The following is a 23,081-nucleotide window of genomic DNA, read 5'->3' on the forward strand; positions in this document are numbered from 1 at the left end:
TTGGCGTAAAACCACAAGGGTTTCTTAGTGAAACTTTTCCTTGTGTTATATACGCTGTTCAAGATTGCTCTGCATGCCAAATAATTGTTTCACTTAAAATTTGGCAAACATGGTCATTACTAATTCTAAAAATCTAATCGGAGAAATTCAGCTTCATTATAAGAAGCAACAAAATATTGAACTTGAAAAAATTACAAGCTCACAACAAGTTAATGATTGCATTCGGAAATTTTTCCCTGTTGATCAAATAAATCATCGAGAGCGTATGTATGCACTTTACCTTAACAACTCTAATCGAATAACAGGATATTATCAATACATACCGCTAATGCCTTAGAAATCGGAAGAAGAATCTACAAAAAACAACAAATAGCAGCATAAAATTTTAAAATAGCTTACCAAAAGTATGGCATAGGTATGTCTTATCGTTAACAAAACTCACTAAAAAGAACATAAAAACAGTCCAAAATAAAAATCCAAGAAATGAAATAGATCAAATCTTGGATTTTTATGTTCTTGTTAGCTTTAAGGCAGCTATTTTCTGAAAGCGCCTTTTCAAATTCAACCCACAAAAAAAGCACCACTGTATGAAGTGATGCTCTTTTATATGTTATGTTTTAAAAGAATATGTTATTCCTTAATCAGTTTTACCGTTTTTGAACCTGCTGCTGCAGTGATTTTAGCAAAGTAGATTCCTGTTTGCAAACTTGTCATATCAATCGTTGAAAGGTTTGATACTTGATTTAATACGCGTTGTCCATTTAAATTTGTTACTACAATAGATTCAATGTCAGTAACTCCTGTAATAGTGGCAATGTTTTTTACAGGGTTTGGATATACATTTACACCTGCTAATTCAACTTCTGCTGTGCTTAACGTTGCAAAGTCAAATGAAGATGGTGCCGTTACAGCCGCTGCATTCGGATCTACTACATTTACAAATTGTGCCATTCCATTATCAATCATGTCAGCTTGCATGAACGATTTTAAAGGTGTTACTGTTGTTGCTAATGCAGAATTATTTTCTAGGATATACATATCTCCTAAAACAGGAGCTCCATTTACAGTAAATGTGTACATATTTGAGTTTGTTCCTGCAGACGGTGCTGATAATGATGCTGGACTTCCTAAGGTTTCTGTAATTAAATATCCATCAATAGTAGGTTGTGCTACATTAGTTCCATCAAAGAACGTGGCGCTTGCAGCTCCTCCCAAAGAAGTTGCTGATCCTGTATCAATTGTTACGCCATCAGGTAAAATGATTGTAAATCCATAACTCTGAACAGAAGTAGCAAAGTTATTGGCACTAGCGTTTGGTACTGCAACTATTGTGAAACTATAGCCTGTATTGTGTTGTAACGAGTATGTATAGCCATCCTGAGCACTTGCTTTGTTTGTAAATAGTGCAAAAGTTGCGCATAGTAATAAGATAAAAGTAGTTTTTTTCATATCGATTTGTTTAGATATTAGGTATTGTTTTAATTTTCTGGTAATTGTTCATTAATGGCAAAAGTACTAAAATTAAGGAAATTTCCGGGATGTGAAAGCACATTCTGTAAAATAAATGGTGTATCGGGGCTTGTTCCTGTATATTGGGTGATTCCATCCATATTGACATCGTGCACATTGTAGCCTGTTAATGCATATGTTGGAAAGTTTAAAAAGTTTCCGGGATCGTTTAAAACTTCTGATAAAATACTTGGCGTATCTGGCGTTGTTCCTGAATATTGTACAATAGTATCTGCATTTACATTTCCTGTCCACATGGCTACAATATTATTCGGCATTCCAAAAACGGTTTGTCCGTTGCTTCCAAACGTGATTTGATTGTTGCTGTTGGTAAAATCTACAATTTCTGTAGTGCTTGATAGCGAAATGGATGCCGCCGTCATGATGCTCAAGTGATTTCTGTGTTTAATGACTACATGGTAATTCCCGAAAGGGATATTAAACTTTATATCAGACATGCCATCAACATCTACTACATCGCCATCGCGTTGTAGTAATGCGGATTGACTCGCCACGATGGTTGTGTTAAGGACTGCGTCGCGTAATTCCACAAAAACCCAATCCACAATCGCGTTATTGCCAGTTTCCGAAAGTACCGTGTTTTGCATGGTAAGTCCATCACTATATGGAGATGTTAACGGAATAAAATCGCTTTCGCGCAAATCGTCACGCATTAAATTTTCTTCTCCTACGTTCGGATTTAATAAAGCGCCTTGTAAAAAAACAATTGGATTTACTTGAATTCCAAGTTTAATTCCGCCTTGCTGAAATCCTTGTGTTAGTGTTGTTGTTCCGTCTGAAATTGTTGTTACAACTAGTTCTCCTACTGTAAAATCGAGGGTAATTGTTCCGCCCGAAATCGTATTTCCTCCAGAAGCAACAACTTGTCGTTCTATGCTTTGCCCTGTAGATAAATGCAAACAGCTTAGAGCTATTATTACGAATATTTTATATTTCATATTAGTATGTTTTTTTAATTTTCAGGTAATTGTTCCGTAATTTGAAAAGTGCTGAAATTCAAGAAGTTTCCAGGATGCGCCAATACGTTTTGTAATATTAAAGGCGTATCAGGAGTGGTTCCTGAATATTGCGAATTTCCATCCATGTTTATATCATTCATATTGTATCCAGCAACCACAAACGTTGGTAAGTTTAAAAAGTTACTAGGATCATTTAATACAATTGAAAGTATTCCTGTTGCATCAGGGGTTGTTCCTGAGTATTGTATAACGGTGTCTACGTTTACATTTCCAGACCACATTCCAACAATTCCAGTTGGCATTCCAAATATAGTTTGTGCATTTGTTCCAAAAGTTATTTGATTTGAAACATCGGTAAAGTCTACAATTGTATTTATGTCTGACAAAGCCATAGTACTTTGCGTCATGATTCCTAAATGATTTCTGTGTTTTAACACAACATAGTACATATCGGGAGCTACTTGAGAGATGGTTACAGGAGAAATTCCATCCACAGCACTTACTACATCACCATCGCGTTGTAATAAGGCAGATGTTCCTTTTATTACGATTGTATTGTCCGTTGCATCGCGCAATTCAACCCAAATCCAATCGACAATAGCAGCATTTCCCGTAGCATCAAATACGGTACTTATTGTTGTTGCGCTATCGCTGTACGGACTTGTTAATGGAATAAAATCATTGCTACGTAAGTCATCACGCATGAGCGTTTCTTCTCCCATATTTGGATTTAAAGCAGCACCTTGTAAAAATACTTTTGGAGATACTAACACTGTTGAGCAGAAATTATTTGTATCTGTAATCGTTACAATTGCTGTTTGTTCTGTAATATTTCCATTTGTGTCTGTAGCTGTAAGCGTTACTGTATTTTCTCCTATGTTAGTACAGTCAAAAGTGGTTTGCGAAGCTATAAAAGTGTTTACACCACATGAATCTGCAACCTCTCCTGTTACAGGTATAAAAGCAACTACATCATTGGCTGCAAACCATTGACTTGCATTGCGTCCTGGAACAATGATAGCTGCTGTTCCATCTATATTTTCTAGCCCTTGTGTTTTGTCATATCCTAAATCAGAAATACTCGTTGCATGAATTTCAATACGATTGCTTGTTTCAAATAGTTTTACTTGTGTAGTTGTTCCTTGCGTATCATCATCAATATGTGCTACATCATCAAAATCCATGATTAAAATACGATTTGGTGCCGTACCAATAGTTTCATAACGAATAGTTCCACCTGATTCTGGATCATAATCATCCCAATCAAAAGCAATTAAATTATTTGGATCATTAACATCAGGTAAAAATTGTCCCTCATAGAATCCGTTATCATTTATAGCTGTAAAAGTGATAAAACCGTTCGATGAAATGTGAAAATTGTTGTAAAGATTACCATAAAATGCAAATTCAAACCCAATTGGCAGTGCTGAAGAAACTTCATCATCAAAAAGTGAAACTACTGTACCTGTCGTTGAGATATCTTCTCTGTTGAATGTCCCTGTTTGATCTACTGTGTAATCTGAAGCTAATGGATCTGAATCTATAAAGTCTTCAGCTGTTATTGAAACGCTTCCATTCATCATAATGTCAAGTGTTAAATCTTTGGATACGAAAGTAGGTCCTTCTTCATCTACTACAGTAACATCGTAACTACAAGAAACGGTTCCACCTGTATTGTCTAAAGTATCATACGCAAATGTGGTGGTGGTTCCTACAGCTAAAAATGTACCGCTTGGAGGTCCTGCTGTAACATTACTCGCACACGGATAATTATAGGTAACACCACAAGCATCTGGTTCGGCTTGTAAAGTTAAATTCCCAGGACATGGAGGTATTGTTATTGTTACTGTTGTGGTACAGGTTGTTTCATTTCCTGCTTGATCTGATGCAGTTACCGTAACTAAATTGTCTCCAATATCTGCACAGGTAAATACCGTTTTATCTAAAGTAACATTTCCAGTTTGACAATTATCCGTAAAACTCGTTAATAGACTATTTGGATCTAGCGTTACACTTCCTGTTCCATCTAATTCTGCAGTATAAGAGGCTACACATTGTATTACTGGTGGTACTTGATCCTCAAGAATAAAAAATACATTCGAGGTTGACACATTTCCATTTACATCTGTTACCGTAATAGTAGCATTATTAAACCCAGTATTACTACAATCAAGCGTTGCTGGACTAATTACTGTACTTGCAATGCCACAATCGTCTGTAACCGTTGCATTTAAGGTTGCTAAATCTAATGTTAACGTTCCATCACTGCCTAAACTTAGAAACATAAAAGGAGCTGGTGGTGGTGCATTTATTACTGGTGGACTTTCTAAAACAGTGACCGTTACATCAATTACTGTACTATTGTTCTGCTCGTCTGTAGCAGTCAACTGTATTATATTATCTCCAATTTCTGAACAGGCAAATACTGTTTGACTTAAACTTACGTTTATATTCGCTTCTGCGCTACAATTATCTGTAAACGTATATCCAAAATCTGCTGGACTTACACTCACGTTTCCTGTGTTGTCTAAAGTAACACTTAAAGCAGGTGTTCCTGCTGGAGAAAGGTCTCCACGAACCCAAACACGATGAATGGTACTTTGACTGTTTACGGGGCTTGTGGCAGTAGGCGTATCATCTACTTCCCAACGATTTCCTAAACCACGGATTCCCCAGTGATTTTGACCACTGTTAAAGAATGGAAACTCTGTTAATGCATTGTCACCTTGACTTCCAAAAAAATTCCCTGCCAGTGCTGGTATATTAGCGGTGTGCCCTGTAAGTGTTGTAAAATTAGCAGGATTATTAATTCCTCCAAAAAAACCTACACCTGTTTTAAGGTAGTTTAAGGCATTTACGTAAGAGGTTTTAAAGTTAACAATACGAGTATGTCCTGTAGTTTCTCCATAAAAGCGAACTTCTTCAAAATCGATGGCTGCTGCTAGTGCATTTCCAATATGTCCCCAATTGGCAGTTCCTGCTTCATTGTCTCCTAAAGTTGAAGAACCTAATAAGGGAAGATCCGTATTTCGCACGGTAAGATCGGTATTATCGCCAGCCAAATGCACATAGTTTAATACCATTAACCAACCGCCACCATCAGTGTCGTTGTCTAAAACTCCTTGAAAAGTACTTCCGTTAAAGTTGAAATAATAGGTTCCACTTGGAAAGCCGCCAACTGTTGATAGTGATAAGCTTCTAAACGGATTTGCCATAGTTCCATCTCCAGCATTTCCAAATACAGGAGCTGTGGTGTCTTCTCCGGGACCGCATTGCGCATGCAAGCTTAGACTTATAAAGAGTAAGAATATGATAGGTAAAAGTTTTTTCATAAAGTAGGTGTTATGTTAAATGAATATATTTAATTCCTTTTATAGTTAAGACATGAGTTTTTGTGTGTACCCTATTTTTTATTTATAAAATTTACATATTCGTTAATTTCTAATTTTAGGGCAATTGCTCTTGTATTTGATAGGTACTGAAATTCAAGAAGTTTCCTGGATGTGCCAATATGTTTTGCAAAATGAAAGGTGTGTCAGGACTGGTTCCTGAATATTGTGTTTTCCCGTCAAGATTCAAGTCATTGACATTGTATCCATTGATCGTGTAGGTTGGAAAGTTTAAAAAGTTTCCTAGATCATTTAGCACAGCAGATAAGATACTTGGCGCATCTGGTGTAGTTCCTGAGTATTGAATGAGAGTATCGCCATTTACATTCCCTGTCCACATAGCGACTTTTCCTGTAGGCATGCCAAATGAAGTTTGCCCATTGCTTCCAAACGTGTTTTGACTCGCTTGATTGGTAAAGTCTACAGTAGTAGGCAATCCTTCTAAAAAGACAATACTGGTATTGGTCATAATTCCTAAGTGATTCCGATGTTTTATAGCAATGTGATAGTTTCCTTCTGGCACTACAAAATTGATGGTTGAGTTTCCATCTGTGTTTACTACATCTCCATCGCGTTGCAGCAAAGCAGATTGACTTGCAATTACCTCTGTATTTGTTGTGGTACTTCTGAGTTCTATCCAAACCCAATCTACAATAGCATCTGTTCCCGTAACATCAAACACCTCAGCTCTCGAGGTCATTCCGTCTGCGTACGGACTTTGTATAGGCAACATATCTAACACACGAAGATCATCGCGCATTAAGGTTTCTTCTCCTACATTTGGATTGAACAAAGCGCCTTGTAAAAATACTTTTGCGGCTACTTCAATCGGATCTTTTCCTTCTACTACAAAATCATCAAGCACAATTCCTTCTTCCGTAATGACACTATCAGACACCAATCGCATTCTAAAGATAATATTGTCTTCCATGGTTAAATCGGTTTCGCCAAGTATTGCATTTGCCTTAAAATCATATCCATATTCATTCATCGTAGTGTTTGCGCCTGTCCATTGTGCTCCAGGACAACCTGGACAATCAAATTGATCCGTTCGATTGCTGTTGTACCAGTTGGGTTGACTATTTGTAGTTCCTAAATTTTGCCATGTTTGTCCACCGTTTAATGAATATTGCACATTTGCCCAATCCCAGTTTTCTTCTAATATATACGCCATTTGAAATTTTAAGACAGGATCAATTATTTGCGTAAAATCATAACAATTAGAGATTAAATATGCTTCTACACCTTCAGGATAATTTCCTGATAAGTTGGTGGCATACGCTTGCGTTCCTGTAGCAACACTGCTTAGTACCGATCCGCTTGGCACACCTCGTTGCCAAACTCCGTTTTCAACAATTAAATTATCGGAAGCACTTTCAAATGAGTTTGTGACATTAAAATCTCCCGATGAATTGACGCTAAAGTCTCGTGTACGAATGTTATTTGCTGTATTTCCATCATTTGCAATTGTAGTACTTACTTCGAGTGTGTACGATCCTGAAGCTACTGTGATTTCAGGTAAATTAATTAGTGTTTCTTCATTAGATTGCAACATGCCATTCCACGTATAGTTATACATTGTGCCGCCAGTAATACCATAGCTAATGGTGATTTCTGTAATGTCATCAATTCCATTGCTTCGTACTTGTATTTGTGGCGAAATGTCTCCACAGCTTGTTTGTGTATTGTTCGGATTGATGATCGCGCGTAAGCTGACATCATTTTGTAATAATTGTATAGGAATTGATGAGCGCCACAAGCCACGACCATACGTAGCTGCTGTGATGGATTGATCGTCCAAGTTGATTTCTAAATCTTCTATTTTAGTATTTGGCAAATTTGTCATAAACGGTTGCCAATCTGTACTACTATCATCTAAACGATAGACTCCTAAATCGGTAGATACATAGATTGGATTTAGTGGATGATTTCCTTGATGTACAATATCTTCTGGATATTCTGTTGCTACAGGAAAGTTTCCTGTGATGTCTGTCCACGTTAACCCGCCATCGGTTGTTTTAAAAATTCCTTTGTTTGCATAATCACCATCAGTGGTAATCCACATTTTACTAGGATCGTCTTTGTGAATGGCGATTCCCGCAATAGCGTTTCCAACTACATTGGTATTAAAGTCTAACGTTTGTCCACCATCAGAGCTTACACGGAAATTTTGATGACCAGATGACACAATGATGTTTGGATTGGAAGGCGCAATTTCCATGATGTCTGTATATCCTTGTAAATCGCCGACCAATTCCCACTCATAGGTTGATCTGTTTAACTTAAATAAATTACTCCAAGCGGCATATACGTCTCCATTACTATCTGCAGATAAAGGTGCTACCCAAACTCCTATACCTGAGTTTGAAGGTCGGTACACTCTTGTAAACCAACCATCTGCGCGATTGGAAACATATAGCGTTCCTCCATCTTGCGTAAGTCCGTAATACGTATCATCGTCTGTCGGTGTTATTAACGCGTTTACGCCATCTCCAGGATGGAATGCACGCCAATCACCGTTTACATCCAAACCATGTCCGCCATTATCTTGCAAGCCACCTGTAATATTGTTTGCATTTCCTTGTGCAACTGCTACATTAAAGAATTCGCCAATTTGCAATCCTTGATGGTGTGCTGTAAAATTTGTTCCGTTGTCTTCACTGCTGTAGATTCCACCATCGGACGCTACAAACACTTTTCCTGCGACTACGCGAATGCTATGAATGTCCGCATGTGTGTAGGCTTCTGTCAATTGATCCCAACGGTTAAGTTTGTCCCATAATTGTCCGCCATTGGTAGATTTCCAAACGTCCATTACTCCAATATAAAGTTCATTGGCATTGGTATCCGACACGCCTATTGCCATGTTGTACCAAACTTGATTGTTTCCGATTAGTGTATACGCACCTTGATCTCGCAATGAAAAACTTTGTCCGCTATTGGTAGATCTGTAAATTCCATGTTCTCGATTGTCGGTAGCATCTGAGCTGAAAAGATATACATAGTTTGGATTTGCAGGTGTTACATCAATCACCATTCGGAAAGTATTTGTTGGTATGCCATTGGTTATTTGCGTAAAGTTTGCGCCTCCATCAGTTGAACGATAAAAAGCTGTGTTACTTACACAGTATATGGTACTCGCATTTCCTGGTTTTATACGTAAATCGCGAATGTTTATTCCTGCCAAACTTTGTGACCAAGTTACTCCTGCATCTGAAGAAGTATATACTCCATCATCTGAAGACGCAATTAGCGTATTTGAATTTGCTGGATCTATGAATAACTCAGTCATTCGATTCATAGTTCCTATCGTATTTACATTTAAGCCTGTAGTGCTCCAAGTGATTCCGCCATCTAATGATTTTAGTACTCCAAAAGTTGGAGTTTGATCTGCATCATCATCTCCTGTAGCGATGTAAATAATGTTTGAATTGTTATAATCTACGGCAATGGCCGAAACGCCTAAGCGTGGTAAGTTGTCTGTCATCGGCGTCCAATTTGCACCAGCATCTAAGGTTTTCCATAAACCTCCGTTTGGCGCACCTACGTACCAAATACTAGCATTGTTCGGATCTACTGTAACTGCGTTGAGTCGCCCTTGTCCAGAAGGTTGTGCATTTGCCTGAATGTGATTGTACGGCCCTAACGGTTGCCAATTGCTTAAATCTGTATTCCTTTGTGTTTGTGCAACTTGACTTTTTGTTTCCCAAGCATCCCATATTTCTTTTGCTTTTGGTAAATAACCATCTTTTTTTACGCGACGTTTCCATTGTTGTTCCCAGCGTTTGAAAGGTTTGTATCCGCTTCCTTTTTCGTCTTTGTCATGCGTTTGCCAATACGTATTGAATGCTTGTTGTACTTCTTGAAAAGTAGGTTTTTTTCCAGTTTGTTTTTGCTTGTTGTTCAACTCCTTCATCCAAGGAGCGTTTTGATTGTGTTGTGCTAGCATAAGTACACTAGAAAGCATACATATTAAAAGTATAATTTTTTTCATTTGGGGTTGGTTATTGTGTAATATTGATGTCTTATACCTAGAAAACTCCCTAGTTGAAAAGTATCAAATACAGGGAGTTGTCATTATTTTTTAATTTTTTATAGTTTATTCACTAAATATCCGTTGAAACCTGATTCAGTTTGTACTATAAAGTTTGCATCTCCAGTACTCTCAACAAATACAGATACGTAATCTCCAGCACTTAGTTTTAAAATTCCGCTTACATGTTGCGTGTCCCAATTGGCAGTTCCTGCATCCGCATTTCTAATAGAGTGTAAACCGTTTCTAAATCCTTGCTTGTTACCATTTTTCACAATCATTAAACGTGAATACACCGAACCAGAAGCGCCATTAATTGCATCAATTCGTACTTGTGCTGAGAAGAAATACAATCCATCTACCGGAGCTGTAAAACGTCCGTTTGTGAGGTTTAAATGACTTCCATCATTAAAAAGGTCTGTATTTACTGAACTATTCCAATCGCCAACTTCTTTTTCTCCTGCTGTAGTGTATACGGTTCCGTTAGCGGCTACATTGAACGCTGGCAAACTTGGTATTTTTACACTAGTAGCTTCTACAGTATTTGTCCAACTAGGGTTTGTTCCGTCAGTAGTTAAAAATTTCCCTGATTCGCCAGCTTGTGTTGGTAATTCAATTTCATTGGTTGGATCATTATCTGCATCGTCTACTGCATCCGTTACCCAAGCATAATTTCCTGAACCATCTGTTTTTAATAGTTGTCCGTCAGTTCCTCCACTAGGAAGCATCGTTCCAGCGGCAACTGCTGCCCAAGCAACATTTCCAGCTCCATCTGTAGTTAGTACTTGATTTGCTGTTCCATCTTGTGCTGGTAATGTATACGAAGCTCCAGCACCTTGATTGTCTCCATCAATTGTTAATTGACCGTTTAAAGTTGTATTTCCGTTTTTAAGCATTACTAAAGCATCACTCCTTGGCGCAGTACCATTATCTGCATCACCATTACCTATAACAAAAAGTCTATCTGTACTTACCCAATTATTCAAATCCCCTTCGACTAATGTATTATATGTTCCTATAGTAATTTGTTCTTTTGATTGTGCAAGTACTCTATAACCTATGGACGTAGAACGCAAGCCATAAGTAGAAGCTGCATGACCTATAGATACCGATTCATCTCCTATAGCAGAAGAAAATGTACCTAAAGCTATAGAAGCACTACCTTCAGCAAATGGTCTTCTTCCTAATGCTATAGAAAATTCTCCAACACTAGCATCGTCCCATTCGTTTATTTCTGCAATTCCAGCTCTAAATGCTCCTTTACTTTTATCAAAAAATAGTCTCCTATCATCATCAGTTGTATTTGTATCGTTATCCAATTGTGTACTTCCAAAAACAAAATCATCTGTAGCAATTGTTCCATTAGCATTGCTAGTTACACTAGCAGTTGTAGAAAACGCAGACATTGCTGCCATTGGCGCATCTACCCAAGAAGTACTTCCTGATCCATCTGTACTTAGTATTTGATTTGCAGTACCATCTTGTCCTGGTAATGTGTATCCAGTTCCAGCACCTTGATTATCCGCATCTATTGTTAATTGACCATTTAGCGTTGTATTTCCGTTTTTTAGCATGACTAAAGCATCACTAAATCCTACAGCCCTAAAAGCTTCATCTGGATTTGTACCGTTACCGATAACAAATAAACGATCTGTTTCAACAAATTGAGTTGCATTTCCTGTTACTCGCGTATTATAGGTTCCAATAGATGTTTGTCCAAATGATTCTGCTGTTAAACTTGTACCAGCGGTTATCGCAGCCACTCCACTCGCAACATTACTTTCTCCTATTGCCACAGCACTCGTATTACTTGCAATAGAGTTATTTCCGAGCACTATAGAATTTCCACCTACATTCATATCATTCCATTGTGAACCACTTGCGCCACCTGCTCTAAAAGCTTGTTTGCTTTTATCAAAAAACATACGACTGTCATCATTGGTAGCAGTTGTAATATCTTCTAATTGTGAACTTCCAAATACAAAGTCGTCTGTAGCGGTATCTCCATTAGCATTGCTAGTTATGTTCGTAGTTGTTATGAATGCTCCTGAACCTGTAGCAGCATCTGCCCAAGCAACATTTCCAGCTCCATCAGTTGTCATTACTTGATCTACGTTACCATCTTGTGCAGGCAAGGTATACCCACGTTCTATTTCTTGATTGTCTCCATCAATGGTTAATGTACCGTTTATAGTTGTGTTTCCGTTTTTTAATACAACTAGAGCATCACTTTTATTTGCCGTATCTGCTCCATTTCCTAATACGAATAATCTATCTGTTGCTACAAAAGTTGCCGCATTACCAGTTACTCCTGTATTGTTTGTTCCTAAAGTAATTTGAGCTAAAGATTCTGAGGTTAATTGTATCCCTAAGCTCATAGCATACGCACCTGAGGTCGTATTATTAGATCCTATTGAAGCTGAACCAGCGCCTGAAGCTGTATTGAAATCTCCTGTTGAGAAAGATGCATATCCACTTGAATTGTTAAAAAACCCCATCGTAGCTGCATAATTTCCTCCTGCTTGATTGTTTACTCCAAAACCAACAGATCCTCCTCCCATTTGATCTTGATTGAAATATGGTGTATTGAAAGCACTACCTGCTCTAAAGGCACCTGCATTACTTTTATCGAATACAATTCTATTATTATCTGGAATTCCAGGGATATCGTCTATTTGTGTACTTCCAAATACAAAATCATCTACTGTCGTATCACCGTTTGCATTACTTGTTACATTTCCAGTTGTAGAAAAACCTGCTGTTGCTGTTTGATTAACCCAAGAATAGACTCCTGAACCATCAGTTACTAATACTTGCCCATTAGTTCCTCCTGTTGGTAATTCATTGGGAACATCTTGCCAAGCTACGGCAGTTCCGTCTGTTGTTAGGAATTTATCTGCTTCTCCAGTTTGTGTTGGCAATTCTATTTCGTTTGTTGGATCGTTATCTGCATCGTCATTAGTTACCCATGATAAAACTCCTAAACCATCTGTAGACAATACATATCCGCTTGTTCCTCCATTTGGAATGGCTGAAGCTGCTGGTGTTACCCACGCAACATTTCCTGAACCATCTGTTTGCATGATTTGATTGGCTGAACCATCTTGAGCAGGAAGTGTAAAAGAAGTTCCAGCTCCTGCGTTATCACCATCTATTGTTAGTGTACCATTTAAGGTTGTATTTCCATTTTTTAGCATGACTAAAGCATCACTGTTTAGTGCTAAGTTGATATCTTCTTGTCCATTACCAATGACAAATAAACGATCAGTTGGCACCCAAGTATCTGTTGAACCAGAAACAAAGTTACTGTACTGACCCAATTGAATTTCTGCCATTGAGTTGGCGTTTAATTGTCGCCCAATTGCTGTCGAATTTATACCATGAGCACGTGCATTTAATCCAAAACCTCTTGCATAATCTGCAAAACCTCCCGCATTTAATCCGAAAGCAAAAGCCTCATTCCCAGTTGCATTGGCATTACGCCCCATAGAGAATGAGTTGCGTCCACTAGCTACTCCACCTTCACCAAAACCTACAGAATAATCTCCTACTTTGGCTTCATCCCATTGATCTGTTTGTGTGTATCCTGCTCTAAAAGCCGCTTTGCTTTTGTCGTAGAACATTCTATTTCCAAAGGCTGCATTAAAAGATCCGTTATTATCTAATTGATCAGATCCAAATACAAAATCGTCTGTTACGTTATTTCCGTTTCCGTTGCTTACAACACCACCATTTACAGCAAATATTCCTGCATTTCCAGCTTCGCCACTGTTTAATGCATACATAGCATACGGTACAAATTGCAGTTTTGAGGTGCCTAGTTGGACATAGCTTGTTCCGCCTGTGATGTCTACTTGAATATCGATCCACTGATTTTGAGAACTCCAATTGATTGCTAAGAAGTTAGCTCCAGAAGTTCCACCACCAACTGGCAGCGTAATGACACCTTGTGCATTGGAAGTTACTGTATGTGTTTCATTGTACACGACACTTCCTGTGGGACTTCCTTCAATAATTCTTACCAGTACACCAATTGACTGATTGGCAACAGGAGTGTTGGACGCATCACGAACAACCGCTTGATAATTGAAGTTTTGCGCATAACTTATCACACAAAATAATAAGGCAATTATTAATAAGGTGTTTTTTTTCATTTTAGTAGGTTTAAGATTTTATAGTTTTCTACTCTTATATTGTTATGACAGCAAAAAAGTGACACACCCTATTTTTTTATCATTTATAATTTTTTTGTTTATGACTACTATATATTTCCTGTAGATACCAGTAGCATCATGATGATGATAACAATGAAAATGACAACTGCTCTGTGAAGTGAAATTTCTTTTTTCATACGATTTTAATGAATTATTTTTTGGTTAAAAATGACGAAGATCAAATCCATACAGATTTGATCTTGTCGCTCGTTAAACTAAAATTGCCCTTTTTGATAATGACATTCGTTTCTCTAAATTCAGTAAAAATATGTTGCCCTAATCTGATAAATTCTACTGATATGTTTTTAGATTGTAATCAAAATTTCTGAGCTGCTTTTATCTCTAAGACCGTAAAAAACGAAGACACCCTATTTTATTTTCTGCTTTTTTAAGAGTTTTCAGTATTTTTGACTCTCATAGTTGAAGTAAATGTCAGAGAAAGAACCTTCTATTTGCGAAGAAAAAAATTATAACACGCTGTTTCGTAAGTTCTACGAACCCGCTACAAAGTACATTTATTACAAATGTGGAAACTTGCAACGCGCTGAAGATATTGTGCAAAATGTGTTTGTCAAACTTTGGAAACTTTGCGCTACAATTACCTTTTCAAAAGCTAAATCCTATATTTATACGGCAAGCAATCATTCTTTTTTAAATGAAGTCGCACATGAAAAAGTAGTGCTAAAACACCAAAAAACAGTGATAGAAAATACCGATCATGAAAGTCCTGATTTTTTAATTGAAGTAGAAGAATTCAGAATCAAACTAAAAGAAGCTATCAACACCTTAAATCCTAAAGAAAGAGAAGTTTTTTTAATGAGTCGCATCGAACAAAAAACCTATAAAGAAATCGCCGAAATTACTGGGCTCACGGTAAAAGCTATTGAACGCAGAATGAGCAAAGCTTTAAAGGAATTACGCGCCATTTTGGGAAAAGAAATAAAAATTTAATAGGGTACACACCTTTTTAAATGTCTAGTTAATAAGAAACTAAGCAAAAGATGAAAAACTACGAAACAGACGAATCATTTTTAGGGCGATGGATTGCTGGTGAACTTTCTGAGGAAGAACGCATTGCTTTTGAAAAGACTGACGCCTTTAGACAATTTGACGTGATCAATAAAGAAGCGCAATTGTTAGATGGTCCTGAGATTGACGTAGAACGCGCTTTGCAAATCGTAAAAGATAAACTTGCCTCGAAACCAAAAAAAGGAAAATTAATCAAATTGTGGCAAAATATTTCTATTGCAGCGATCCTTATTTTGTCAACAGGAATTTTTCTTACCTCAACTAAAACATATACAACTGGCATTGGCGAATCGCAAACAATTACGTTGGCAGATGGCTCCATCATAAATTTGAATGCAAATTCTAGTGTTTCTCACAAACGCTTCTTTTGGTCATCTCATAAAACAGTAGCATTGAAAGGTGAAGCTTATTTTACAATTACAAAAGGAGATAATTTTAGAGTAGCAACATCCAAAGGAACGGTTGCTGTTTTGGGAACTAAATTCAACATTAAAGATCGTACCGATTTTGAATTGAAATGTTATGAAGGGAAAATACAATTCACCCAAAATAATGCCGCTAAAAACAATTATATACTCACAAAAGGAACTCAAATTACCATCACTGATGATGTGTTAATAGAAGAAACTTTTACAGAAGAAACTCCTGCTTGGAAAAAGGGTGTTTCTACGTTTACAGCAAAACCTTTATCAGAAGTTTTAGCGGAATTGTCTCTGTATTTTAATTTAACTTTTGATGCCACGAAAATAGATGCAACACGTCTATTTTCTGGAAGTTTTTATCATTCTAACTTAAAAAATGCATTGAAAGCAACGTTAACACCTATGGGCATTCGTTATAAAAAAGTGAACTCTAAAATCACACTTTTTAAGTAGCATAACATGTAGATATTATTATATTGACACGCCTTAATCTTAATTTTATGAAACAGCTTTGTGCACTTTTTTTGTTGTTGATGTTTGCCGTTTCAAACGCACAAAATATAAAGTACAACTACCTAAACACACCGCTTTTAGAAGTTATTAAAGAAATTGAAAAAACATACGATCTTTCGTTTTCGTATGCAAGTGATTTAATTCAAAATAAAACGATTACGCTCAATGTTTCACAGATAGAATTATCAGAATTATTGATCATTTTAGAAGCGCAAACAGGCTTGACGTTTGATCAACTTTCCGACAAGCAAATCATCGTTGCACCAAAGCAAGGAGACAATAAAATTTGCGGTTATGTGTTGGATGCGATAACGCGAATACCGATTCCGTATGCAACGATTGGCACTGACGAAAACACAGGAGTTATTACCGATTTGAATGGTTTTTTCACCATTAATAAAACAAACAGCAATCGCTTTACGGCAACTAGTTTAGGCTATGAAGCCAAAGAATTTACAGGCAGCAAAACGTGTATGCAAATTTATTTGTCGCAAGGAACAGAATCATTGGAAGCCGTGATTATTTCTGGATACATTACCAATGGAATTGACCGAAATAAAGATGGCTCTATCGTTATAGACACCAAACGTTTAGGCATTTTACCAGGTTTGTTGAATGCGGATATTGCACAAAGTATGCAATTGATTCCAGGGATTTCTACCTTGGACGAATCGGCAACAGGCATTCAAATTCGCGGTGGATCGCCCGATCAAAATTTAATTTTATACGACAATATCAAACTCTACAATACAGGACATTTTTACGGAATGTTTTCATTGTTCAATCCGTTTGCAACAGAAAAAGCGGCCATTTTCAGATCAGGTACAAGCGCGAGTTATGGCGATCGTATTTCTGGAATTATTGATATTTCTAGCGGTGAGGAAATTCCCAAAAAAACCAACGGAGGTTTTGAATTGGACGGTTTGGCAGTAAATGGTTTTGTAAAAATGCCGCTATCAGACAAAACAGCACTGTATGTATTTGCACGTCGTTCCTATCCTGATGTTTGGAAAACGCCAACCTACACAAGTTATGCCGATAAAATTTTTACAAATTTTGGCGTAGCACGCGATATTAATGGCAATGTGTTGGAATTGGAAACCGACGACGATTTTAATCGCGAAAGCAGTAACAACGATTTTTCTTTTGCAGATGTAAATGCAAAAGTGGTTATAAAACCAAATGAAAAAAACACACTTTCCGTTAGCGGATTGTTCTCGCGAAATCGACTTGATTTTAATTTTATGGGCGGCGATGAATTACTGATCGATTCCCTCATTACCAAAAATAAAGGCTTGAGTTTTGAGTGGAAACATCGCACAAGCGAGAAACAACAAGAAAAATTGACGGTGTATTTTTCAGAATACAATTCGTTCTATCAAAATAATGAAATTAAGGATGAAACTGGTGACGATATTCCTGAATTGGCCGAAATTAACATTCGTCAGAATGATATTGTAGATATTGGTGCCAACTTTTCTTTGACAAGAAACTTGACTAATACACAGAGAATTACCGCAGGTTATCAAGTTTCGTATACAAATTTGGACGTGATTATTCGAAAAATAAATCCTCTAGAAAATAGCATAGAAGATTCAGGACAAAGTGATACCAATTTTAAAAATGCGTTGTTTGGTGAATATACGTTAAGCTTTAAAAATGATGCGTTCTTAAACGCAGGTGTACGATTGGTACATTACAATTCGGTAGATCGTTTTTTGGTAGAGCCACGTATCAATTTTGAATATCCGTTGAACGATCGTTTTCGTGTAAAAACAGCAATTGAGCGACGAAATCAACCCATTTCACAACTGATAGAATTCAATCATACGGAATTGCGATTGGAAAACAATTTATGGCGTTTGTCGGATGACAATCAATATCCGTTACTATCAAGCAATCAAATTTCTGGAGGAATTTTGTACAATCACAAAAATCTAAATATTGACATTGATGCATATTATAAAGAACTGGAAGGTTTAACTACGTTTACCAACGGTTTTAGTAATCCACTAGAAAATTTAGAAGAAGGTGAAAGTACCATCAAAGGATTGGACGTTTTATTAAAATACAAATGGCATAATTATAAAATTTGGGCAGGATATACATTTAATGACATTACGTTTTCGTTCCCTAATTTACAAGGAAATGAAGAGTTTCCAGGAAATAATGACATCACACATGCGTTCCGAATTTCCAACACACTTAAAGTTGACAATTGGCAATTTTCATTAGGTTGGCAAATTCGATCTGGAAAACCTGTAACTCCCGTAAATAGGTATGTTATTGAGATTGATGCAGATGGCGAAAATGCAGGTGTTGTCGATTTCGGACCGATTAATAGCGATCGTTTGCCTGCTTTTCATCGGTTGGATGCGTCTATTTTGTATGATTTCAACATTAAAAAACTGCGCGCGCAATTAGGAGTTTCTGTACTCAACTTATACAACAGAGTAAAACCAATAAACGTAATTTACAAGGCAGAACGCAAACCGCTAGATGATGGCGGAATTGCTATTCCAGGCACTACAGGTTCCACTCCAGAAGAATTGGAAGTCATTTTAGAACAAGTGATTCAACGCTTTTCGCTTGGTTTAACGCCGAATGTTTCTTTTAAAATATTCTTTTAGCGGCAAATCATTTAAAACATAAAAATGTACACATACAATTTTGTAACTTTATGAGATAACCAAAAAACTTATCTCATGAAAAAAAAGAAATTACAAAGTTTACAACTCAACAAAAAAGTAGTTTCCAGCTTACATGCTGAAAAAACGCAAGGAGGCGCTGCTGCCGGAACCTTATTTGGCGGGCCATGTCCTGGATCGGTTGGTGGTCCCTGTACTTCTATTCAAATACCGTGTACGTATGAAACTGATTGTTTAATAACGTTACAACAAAAAGAATGCATTGAACAAAAATCTTAATTTAAAATGCTATTCATGTTCAGGCAATTGTTCTTGAATTTGATACGTACTAAAGTTTAAAAAATTACCTGGATGCGCCAGTACATTTTGTAAGATGAATGGCGTATCTGGTGTAGTTCCTGTGTATTGAACGTTTCCATCCATATTGATATCATGAATATTATAACCCGAAATAGTAAACGTCGGAAAGTTTAAAAAGTTTCCAGGATCATTGAGCACTTCACTTAAAATGGCAGGTGCATCAGGATTTGTTCCTGTGTATTGAATAACGTCATTTGTGCTTACATTTCCTGCCCACATGGCAAAACGCCCCGAAGAAATTCCAAATTGCGTTTGCGGGTTGCTTCCGTAGCTTATCAAATTAGAATCTTGTGAAAAGTTAATGGAAACCACACTTTCCGATAATTGTGTTGCGCCAATTGTCATAATTCCTAAATGATTTCTATGTCTAATTGCTACGTAATAATCTGCTGGTGGCACATTGAGTTTCACTGCGGTAGAAACACCATCTATATCTACCACATCGCCGTCGCGTTGAAGCAATGCAGAACGTGCATATTTAACTTGCGCAGCATCGTTTGGATCGCGTAATTCTAGGTAGATCCAATCGACAATATCATTGTTTTCTGCACCCAAATTGGCGTCAAACACACTTGCTTCACAGGTAATTGCATCTTGATATGGAGAAGTGGTTGGCAAGAGATTATTTTGGCGTAAATCGTCTCGCATCAACGCTTCTTGTCCTACATACGGATTGATTCCTGCACCTTGCAAGTATACAATTGGAGAAACCGTGGCAGTTTTTATAGAAAAATCTGTGACAACAGGAAAATGATCCGAAGCCGTTTCAGTATCATTTTGTTGTAAATTATAGCTTGTCAAGCGCGTAGTTGACATCAATTCGGTTTGTAATACGAACGACTTTTCTGCTTCCAACGTAAAATCTGAAAACAACATAAAATCTAGCTTTCCCGGAGGAAATGCTTGCGAATCGGATCGCCATGTGTAATTCATGCGCACATCTGCTTGTAGCGTATTTTCTTCTTTGACTTCCGTATCATCCCAATCTAAAAAACCGCCTTGTCCGTAGGTTGCCGTATCTTGAATGTCGCCTGTTTTTAAGGTTTCTAACTGTTGTGCCAAACCTACCAAATTCAAATCGCCGCCATATACAAAAGGTGTATTCTCTGGAAGATCAATCAATCCGCCAGCAGTTTTCGCATCCAAAATAAATGCGGCATATTGATCTACTTGATCTTGTCGTGAGGTATCAGCGCCGCAACAACTTAAATGTGCATTCGTGAATAATAAATCTGTATGATAGATAGCATCTGGTAAATCAATCAATACAGGAAATTGGCGTGTTAAATGATCCCATTGTTGGGTAATTTCCCAACGTGAAACCGTGACTTCGCCTCCATGCTGCGCCACATACCAACCATGAGCTGTTCCCAAAGGCAACCACGTATCAAACAATCCTTTTACATAGGCTTCCGAAGTATTGTAACTTTCTACAAAACCCACAATATCAGGATGGAGCGATTTGATAATGCGCTCAAATTCATTCAAACGATTGGGTTCTAGCAATCCATTGAATAGCGTATTATACGCTACAATTCTAATGTGTTCGGTAGAATCTTTATTTATGTCAATTGGTGTGTATGCTGGCACAGGCGTTTCATCAAAAGTATAACTAAACACATTCCCAATATTTGGAATGCGATCAAAATTAGCATCGTTTTTGACGAGTATTTTTATGGTAGATGATGGAAATAATGCATTGATGCCATCGGGCAATACATGACGTCCAATCGCAATTTCAAACTCGTCCGAACTTACCGTGGGCGCTACTCTCACTTTTAAATCTGACATGCTTACTTGCGAATACGGCGTTACGTTGTAATGTGCAAATAATCGTGTAAAAAGCAATCCCAATTCCGAACCATAATCTTGCTGAATGTCAAATCCTGTATTCGTATTATTATCTGCATCAATAAAAAGTCCTATTTCTTGTATAATGGTATTGTCATCTGTTAAATCAAATTCTTGATCTGCTTTGATGCGAATGAACAAAAATTCATCATCATTCGTCACTTGAATTTCTAACAAATCAACACCTGAAATACTTTCATTCGTGTCAACATACGTAGTTAATCCGGAATGCCAATCCTCAAAAACACCATCAATGGTAATGGCAGCAGATTGTGAACAAACAAATTGAAGATTCAGCAAAAGAAAAATAAAAAAGTAGTTAAATTTCATAAAAAGTGTATCATTTGTAACCACGCAAAGATAAAATTTACTCCGAATATTGACTTGCAGCGGCAGCTAATTTTTTGCGAATACGTTTGCGCAACAATCGCGGTTCTAATACTTCAATTGTTTCGCCAAAACCAAGAATCAAGCGTTCCAACTCGAAATTGATGTGTACTTGTAATTGTACCGTAATGCTTCCATTTTTATGGACTGAAATAATTTCTTGTGTATGATGAAGCGGTTTTGTGGTGACATACGGCGCGTTGCTTCGATCTATTCTAAGCACAATGCGTTGAATGTGTTTTTGATCTAAAACCGTCACACCAATTGTGTTTTTATAATACGTATCTCCATCAAATTGTTCGTTGCGGTAAGGAATGTCCAAATCATAATCTACATGAATAATTCGGTCCAAAGCCAAGGTCATAATTTTAGGTTTATTCCCAGAAACGCCTACCAAAAACCAGCGATTGTTGAATTCTTTCAAAATAAACGGATGAAAAATAACTTCGGAAGCTTGGCGCGCTTTAAACGATCTGTACGTCAATCGCAACACGATTTTCTTTAAAATAGCTTGATACAACACATCGAGATGTTGCAAACCTTTCAAACCTTCATTTTTGTCTAAATGTATAATTGCCGACTGATGTGTTTTTTCGCTATATACCTTATCTTCCAAACGTTGAATGATGCCGCCTAATTCTGAAAACAACGAAAAATCTTTAAACTGTTTCAACATTTCTACCGTTTCCGAAAGTACGTTCATGTCATTCTCGGTCAACGGAATATCCGTGATGGAATACTCTTCTTCTTCATATTTGTAAAACTTACGATCGTACACTACAATTGGCGCATTATAGCCCAATTTGTCACTGCGCATCATTTGAATATCGAGTTGAACCGTTCTGCGACTCACATTTACTTCACGACCTTCATATTCGTGCAACGCGTCTGAACAGGCTTCAATCAAATCGTTCAACGTCCATTGACGATAATGGTTTTGCAAACATTTATCAATGGTTTTATACCGAATTAGTGCGTTTTTATTAATTGCCATTTTCTTGTATTTGGTGTGAAAATAACAAAAAAATCGCTACTGCGTAAAAAGATTGCGTAGTTAAATAACATTCTTTGCACAAGTTCTTTTACATACATGTGCGTCGGCTTCATCTGTCAAACAAAAACAAATATTAAATTTAATTAAAAGATGAAAACAACAAACAAAATCCTAGTAGTAGACTTAGAAGCTACGTGCTGGGAACAAGATGGCGAATACCAACGAGCTCACAGTGAGATTATTGAAATTGGTGTTTGCGAATTGGATACCCTTACGGGAGAAATATCCAAGCAACAAGGAATTCTCGTAATTCCTGAACATTCCGAAATCAGTCGATTTTGCACAGAACTCACCTCAATTACACCCGAAATGGTAGCGCAAGATGGCGTTCCGTTTGAAGATGCAATTGAGATACTTTTTAACGAGTATGATGCGTCTGCATACACCTGGGCAAGTTACGGCGCGTACGATCGCAACAAAATGATCGAAACATGCAGACAAAAAAATGTCGATTTCCCATTCGGATATCAACACATAAACGTGAAAGAAGAGTTCAGACGTTGCAACCGAATGCGACGCGGCATCGGAATGGCACGCGCATTAAAACAACTTCGGATTCCTTTAGAAGGAAAACATCACCGAGGCGTTGATGATGCCAACAACACCGCAAAAATCTTACATTGGTGTTTAAATAATCCGTAAGATGACCTTATAAATTTTTAAATTTTGATTAGCCTGGTGGCTAATTTTTT

Annotated in this window: 12 protein-coding genes; 5 read left to right on the forward strand and 7 right to left on the reverse strand. The window is 37.3% G+C overall.

Translation table 11 applies throughout. The features are described 5' to 3' along the window. Positions 1-630: 630 nt before the first annotated feature. The 5 genes from KORDIASMS9_RS02430 to KORDIASMS9_RS02450 form a co-directional block, all read right to left on the reverse strand. On the reverse strand, positions 631-1,449 hold the full coding sequence (locus KORDIASMS9_RS02430) for a T9SS type A sorting domain-containing protein (protein WP_114901323.1): 819 nt from the start codon (positions 1,447-1,449) through the stop codon (positions 631-633). A gap of 29 nt (positions 1,450-1,478) precedes the next feature. Beyond that, on the reverse strand, positions 1,479-2,468 hold the full coding sequence (locus KORDIASMS9_RS02435) for a hemagglutinin protein (protein WP_114901324.1): 990 nt from the start codon (positions 2,466-2,468) through the stop codon (positions 1,479-1,481). A 14-nt stretch (positions 2,469-2,482) separates the two neighbouring features. Then, a complete protein-coding gene (locus KORDIASMS9_RS02440) occupies positions 2,483-5,821 on the reverse strand; it encodes a hypothetical protein (RefSeq protein WP_162819731.1) in 3,339 nt (1,112 codons plus the stop codon). Positions 5,822-5,936: 115 nt separating this feature from the next. After that, on the reverse strand, positions 5,937-9,872 hold the full coding sequence (locus KORDIASMS9_RS02445) for a glycosyl hydrolase (protein WP_162819732.1): 3,936 nt from the start codon (positions 9,870-9,872) through the stop codon (positions 5,937-5,939). Between the two features lie 98 nt (positions 9,873-9,970). Then, positions 9,971-14,065: a hypothetical protein gene (locus KORDIASMS9_RS02450; protein ID WP_114901327.1), complete on the reverse strand. Its 4,095-nt coding sequence runs from the start codon at positions 14,063-14,065 to the stop codon at positions 9,971-9,973. Positions 14,066-14,554: 489 nt separating this feature from the next. Here KORDIASMS9_RS02450 and KORDIASMS9_RS02455 point away from each other — a divergent pair, with 489 nt between their 5' ends. From KORDIASMS9_RS02455 to KORDIASMS9_RS02470, 4 genes are all read left to right on the forward strand, one after another. After that, positions 14,555-15,076 carry an RNA polymerase sigma factor gene (locus KORDIASMS9_RS02455; RefSeq protein ID WP_114901328.1) on the forward strand — a complete coding sequence of 174 codons (522 nt, stop codon included), beginning with the start codon at positions 14,555-14,557 and terminating at the stop codon, positions 15,074-15,076. A gap of 50 nt (positions 15,077-15,126) precedes the next feature. Further along, positions 15,127-16,029 carry a FecR family protein gene (locus KORDIASMS9_RS02460; protein ID WP_114901329.1) on the forward strand — a complete coding sequence of 301 codons (903 nt, stop codon included), beginning with the start codon at positions 15,127-15,129 and terminating at the stop codon, positions 16,027-16,029. Positions 16,030-16,076: 47 nt separating this feature from the next. Next, on the forward strand, positions 16,077-18,719 hold the full coding sequence (locus tag KORDIASMS9_RS02465) for a TonB-dependent receptor domain-containing protein (RefSeq protein WP_114901330.1): 2,643 nt from the start codon (positions 16,077-16,079) through the stop codon (positions 18,717-18,719). Positions 18,720-18,794: 75 nt separating this feature from the next. Continuing rightward, positions 18,795-19,016, forward strand: coding sequence for a hypothetical protein (locus KORDIASMS9_RS02470; protein ID WP_114901331.1), 222 nt, complete (start codon positions 18,795-18,797; stop codon positions 19,014-19,016). Positions 19,017-19,025: 9 nt separating this feature from the next. On the opposite strand, the gene KORDIASMS9_RS02475 is transcribed toward KORDIASMS9_RS02470, so the two are convergent. Both KORDIASMS9_RS02475 and KORDIASMS9_RS02480 read right to left on the reverse strand, forming a co-directional pair. Continuing rightward, complete coding sequence (locus tag KORDIASMS9_RS02475; protein WP_114901332.1) at positions 19,026-21,278, reverse strand: endonuclease/exonuclease/phosphatase family protein; 2,253 nt, start codon at positions 21,276-21,278, stop codon at positions 19,026-19,028. 37 nt (positions 21,279-21,315) lie between these two features. Further along, positions 21,316-22,329 (reverse strand): YafY family protein, encoded by a 1,014-nt coding sequence (locus KORDIASMS9_RS02480; RefSeq protein WP_114901333.1) that lies wholly within the window; start codon positions 22,327-22,329, stop codon positions 21,316-21,318. Positions 22,330-22,479: 150 nt separating this feature from the next. Between KORDIASMS9_RS02480 and KORDIASMS9_RS02485 the strand changes: the two genes are divergently transcribed. Then, positions 22,480-23,031: a 3'-5' exonuclease gene (locus KORDIASMS9_RS02485; RefSeq protein WP_114901334.1), complete on the forward strand. Its 552-nt coding sequence runs from the start codon at positions 22,480-22,482 to the stop codon at positions 23,029-23,031. The last annotated feature ends 50 nt before the right edge of the window (positions 23,032-23,081 follow it).

The sequence above is a fragment of the Kordia sp. SMS9 genome, from assembly GCF_003352465.1.
Taxonomy (GTDB): Bacteria; Bacteroidota; Bacteroidia; order Flavobacteriales; family Flavobacteriaceae; genus Kordia.

What these genes read in the sequence shown, in the direction of transcription:
- KORDIASMS9_RS02430 (WP_114901323.1), bottom strand. Translation starts at nt 1,449, where the DNA reads ATGAAAAAAACTACTTTTATCTTATTACTATGCGCAACTTTTGCACTA.
- KORDIASMS9_RS02435 (WP_114901324.1), bottom strand. Translation starts at nt 2,468, where the DNA reads ATGAAATATAAAATATTCGTAATAATAGCTCTAAGCTGTTTGCATTTA.
- KORDIASMS9_RS02440 (WP_162819731.1), bottom strand. Translation starts at nt 5,821, where the DNA reads ATGAAAAAACTTTTACCTATCATATTCTTACTCTTTATAAGTCTAAGC.
- KORDIASMS9_RS02445 (WP_162819732.1), bottom strand. Translation starts at nt 9,872, where the DNA reads ATGAAAAAAATTATACTTTTAATATGTATGCTTTCTAGTGTACTTATG.
- KORDIASMS9_RS02450 (WP_114901327.1), bottom strand. Translation starts at nt 14,065, where the DNA reads ATGAAAAAAAACACCTTATTAATAATTGCCTTATTATTTTGTGTGATA.
- KORDIASMS9_RS02455 (WP_114901328.1), top strand. Translation starts at nt 14,555, where the DNA reads ATGTCAGAGAAAGAACCTTCTATTTGCGAAGAAAAAAATTATAACACG.
- KORDIASMS9_RS02460 (WP_114901329.1), top strand. Translation starts at nt 15,127, where the DNA reads ATGAAAAACTACGAAACAGACGAATCATTTTTAGGGCGATGGATTGCT.
- KORDIASMS9_RS02465 (WP_114901330.1), top strand. Translation starts at nt 16,077, where the DNA reads ATGAAACAGCTTTGTGCACTTTTTTTGTTGTTGATGTTTGCCGTTTCA.
- KORDIASMS9_RS02470 (WP_114901331.1), top strand. Translation starts at nt 18,795, where the DNA reads ATGAAAAAAAAGAAATTACAAAGTTTACAACTCAACAAAAAAGTAGTT.
- KORDIASMS9_RS02475 (WP_114901332.1), bottom strand. Translation starts at nt 21,278, where the DNA reads ATGAAATTTAACTACTTTTTTATTTTTCTTTTGCTGAATCTTCAATTT.
- KORDIASMS9_RS02480 (WP_114901333.1), bottom strand. Translation starts at nt 22,329, where the DNA reads ATGGCAATTAATAAAAACGCACTAATTCGGTATAAAACCATTGATAAA.
- KORDIASMS9_RS02485 (WP_114901334.1), top strand. Translation starts at nt 22,480, where the DNA reads ATGAAAACAACAAACAAAATCCTAGTAGTAGACTTAGAAGCTACGTGC.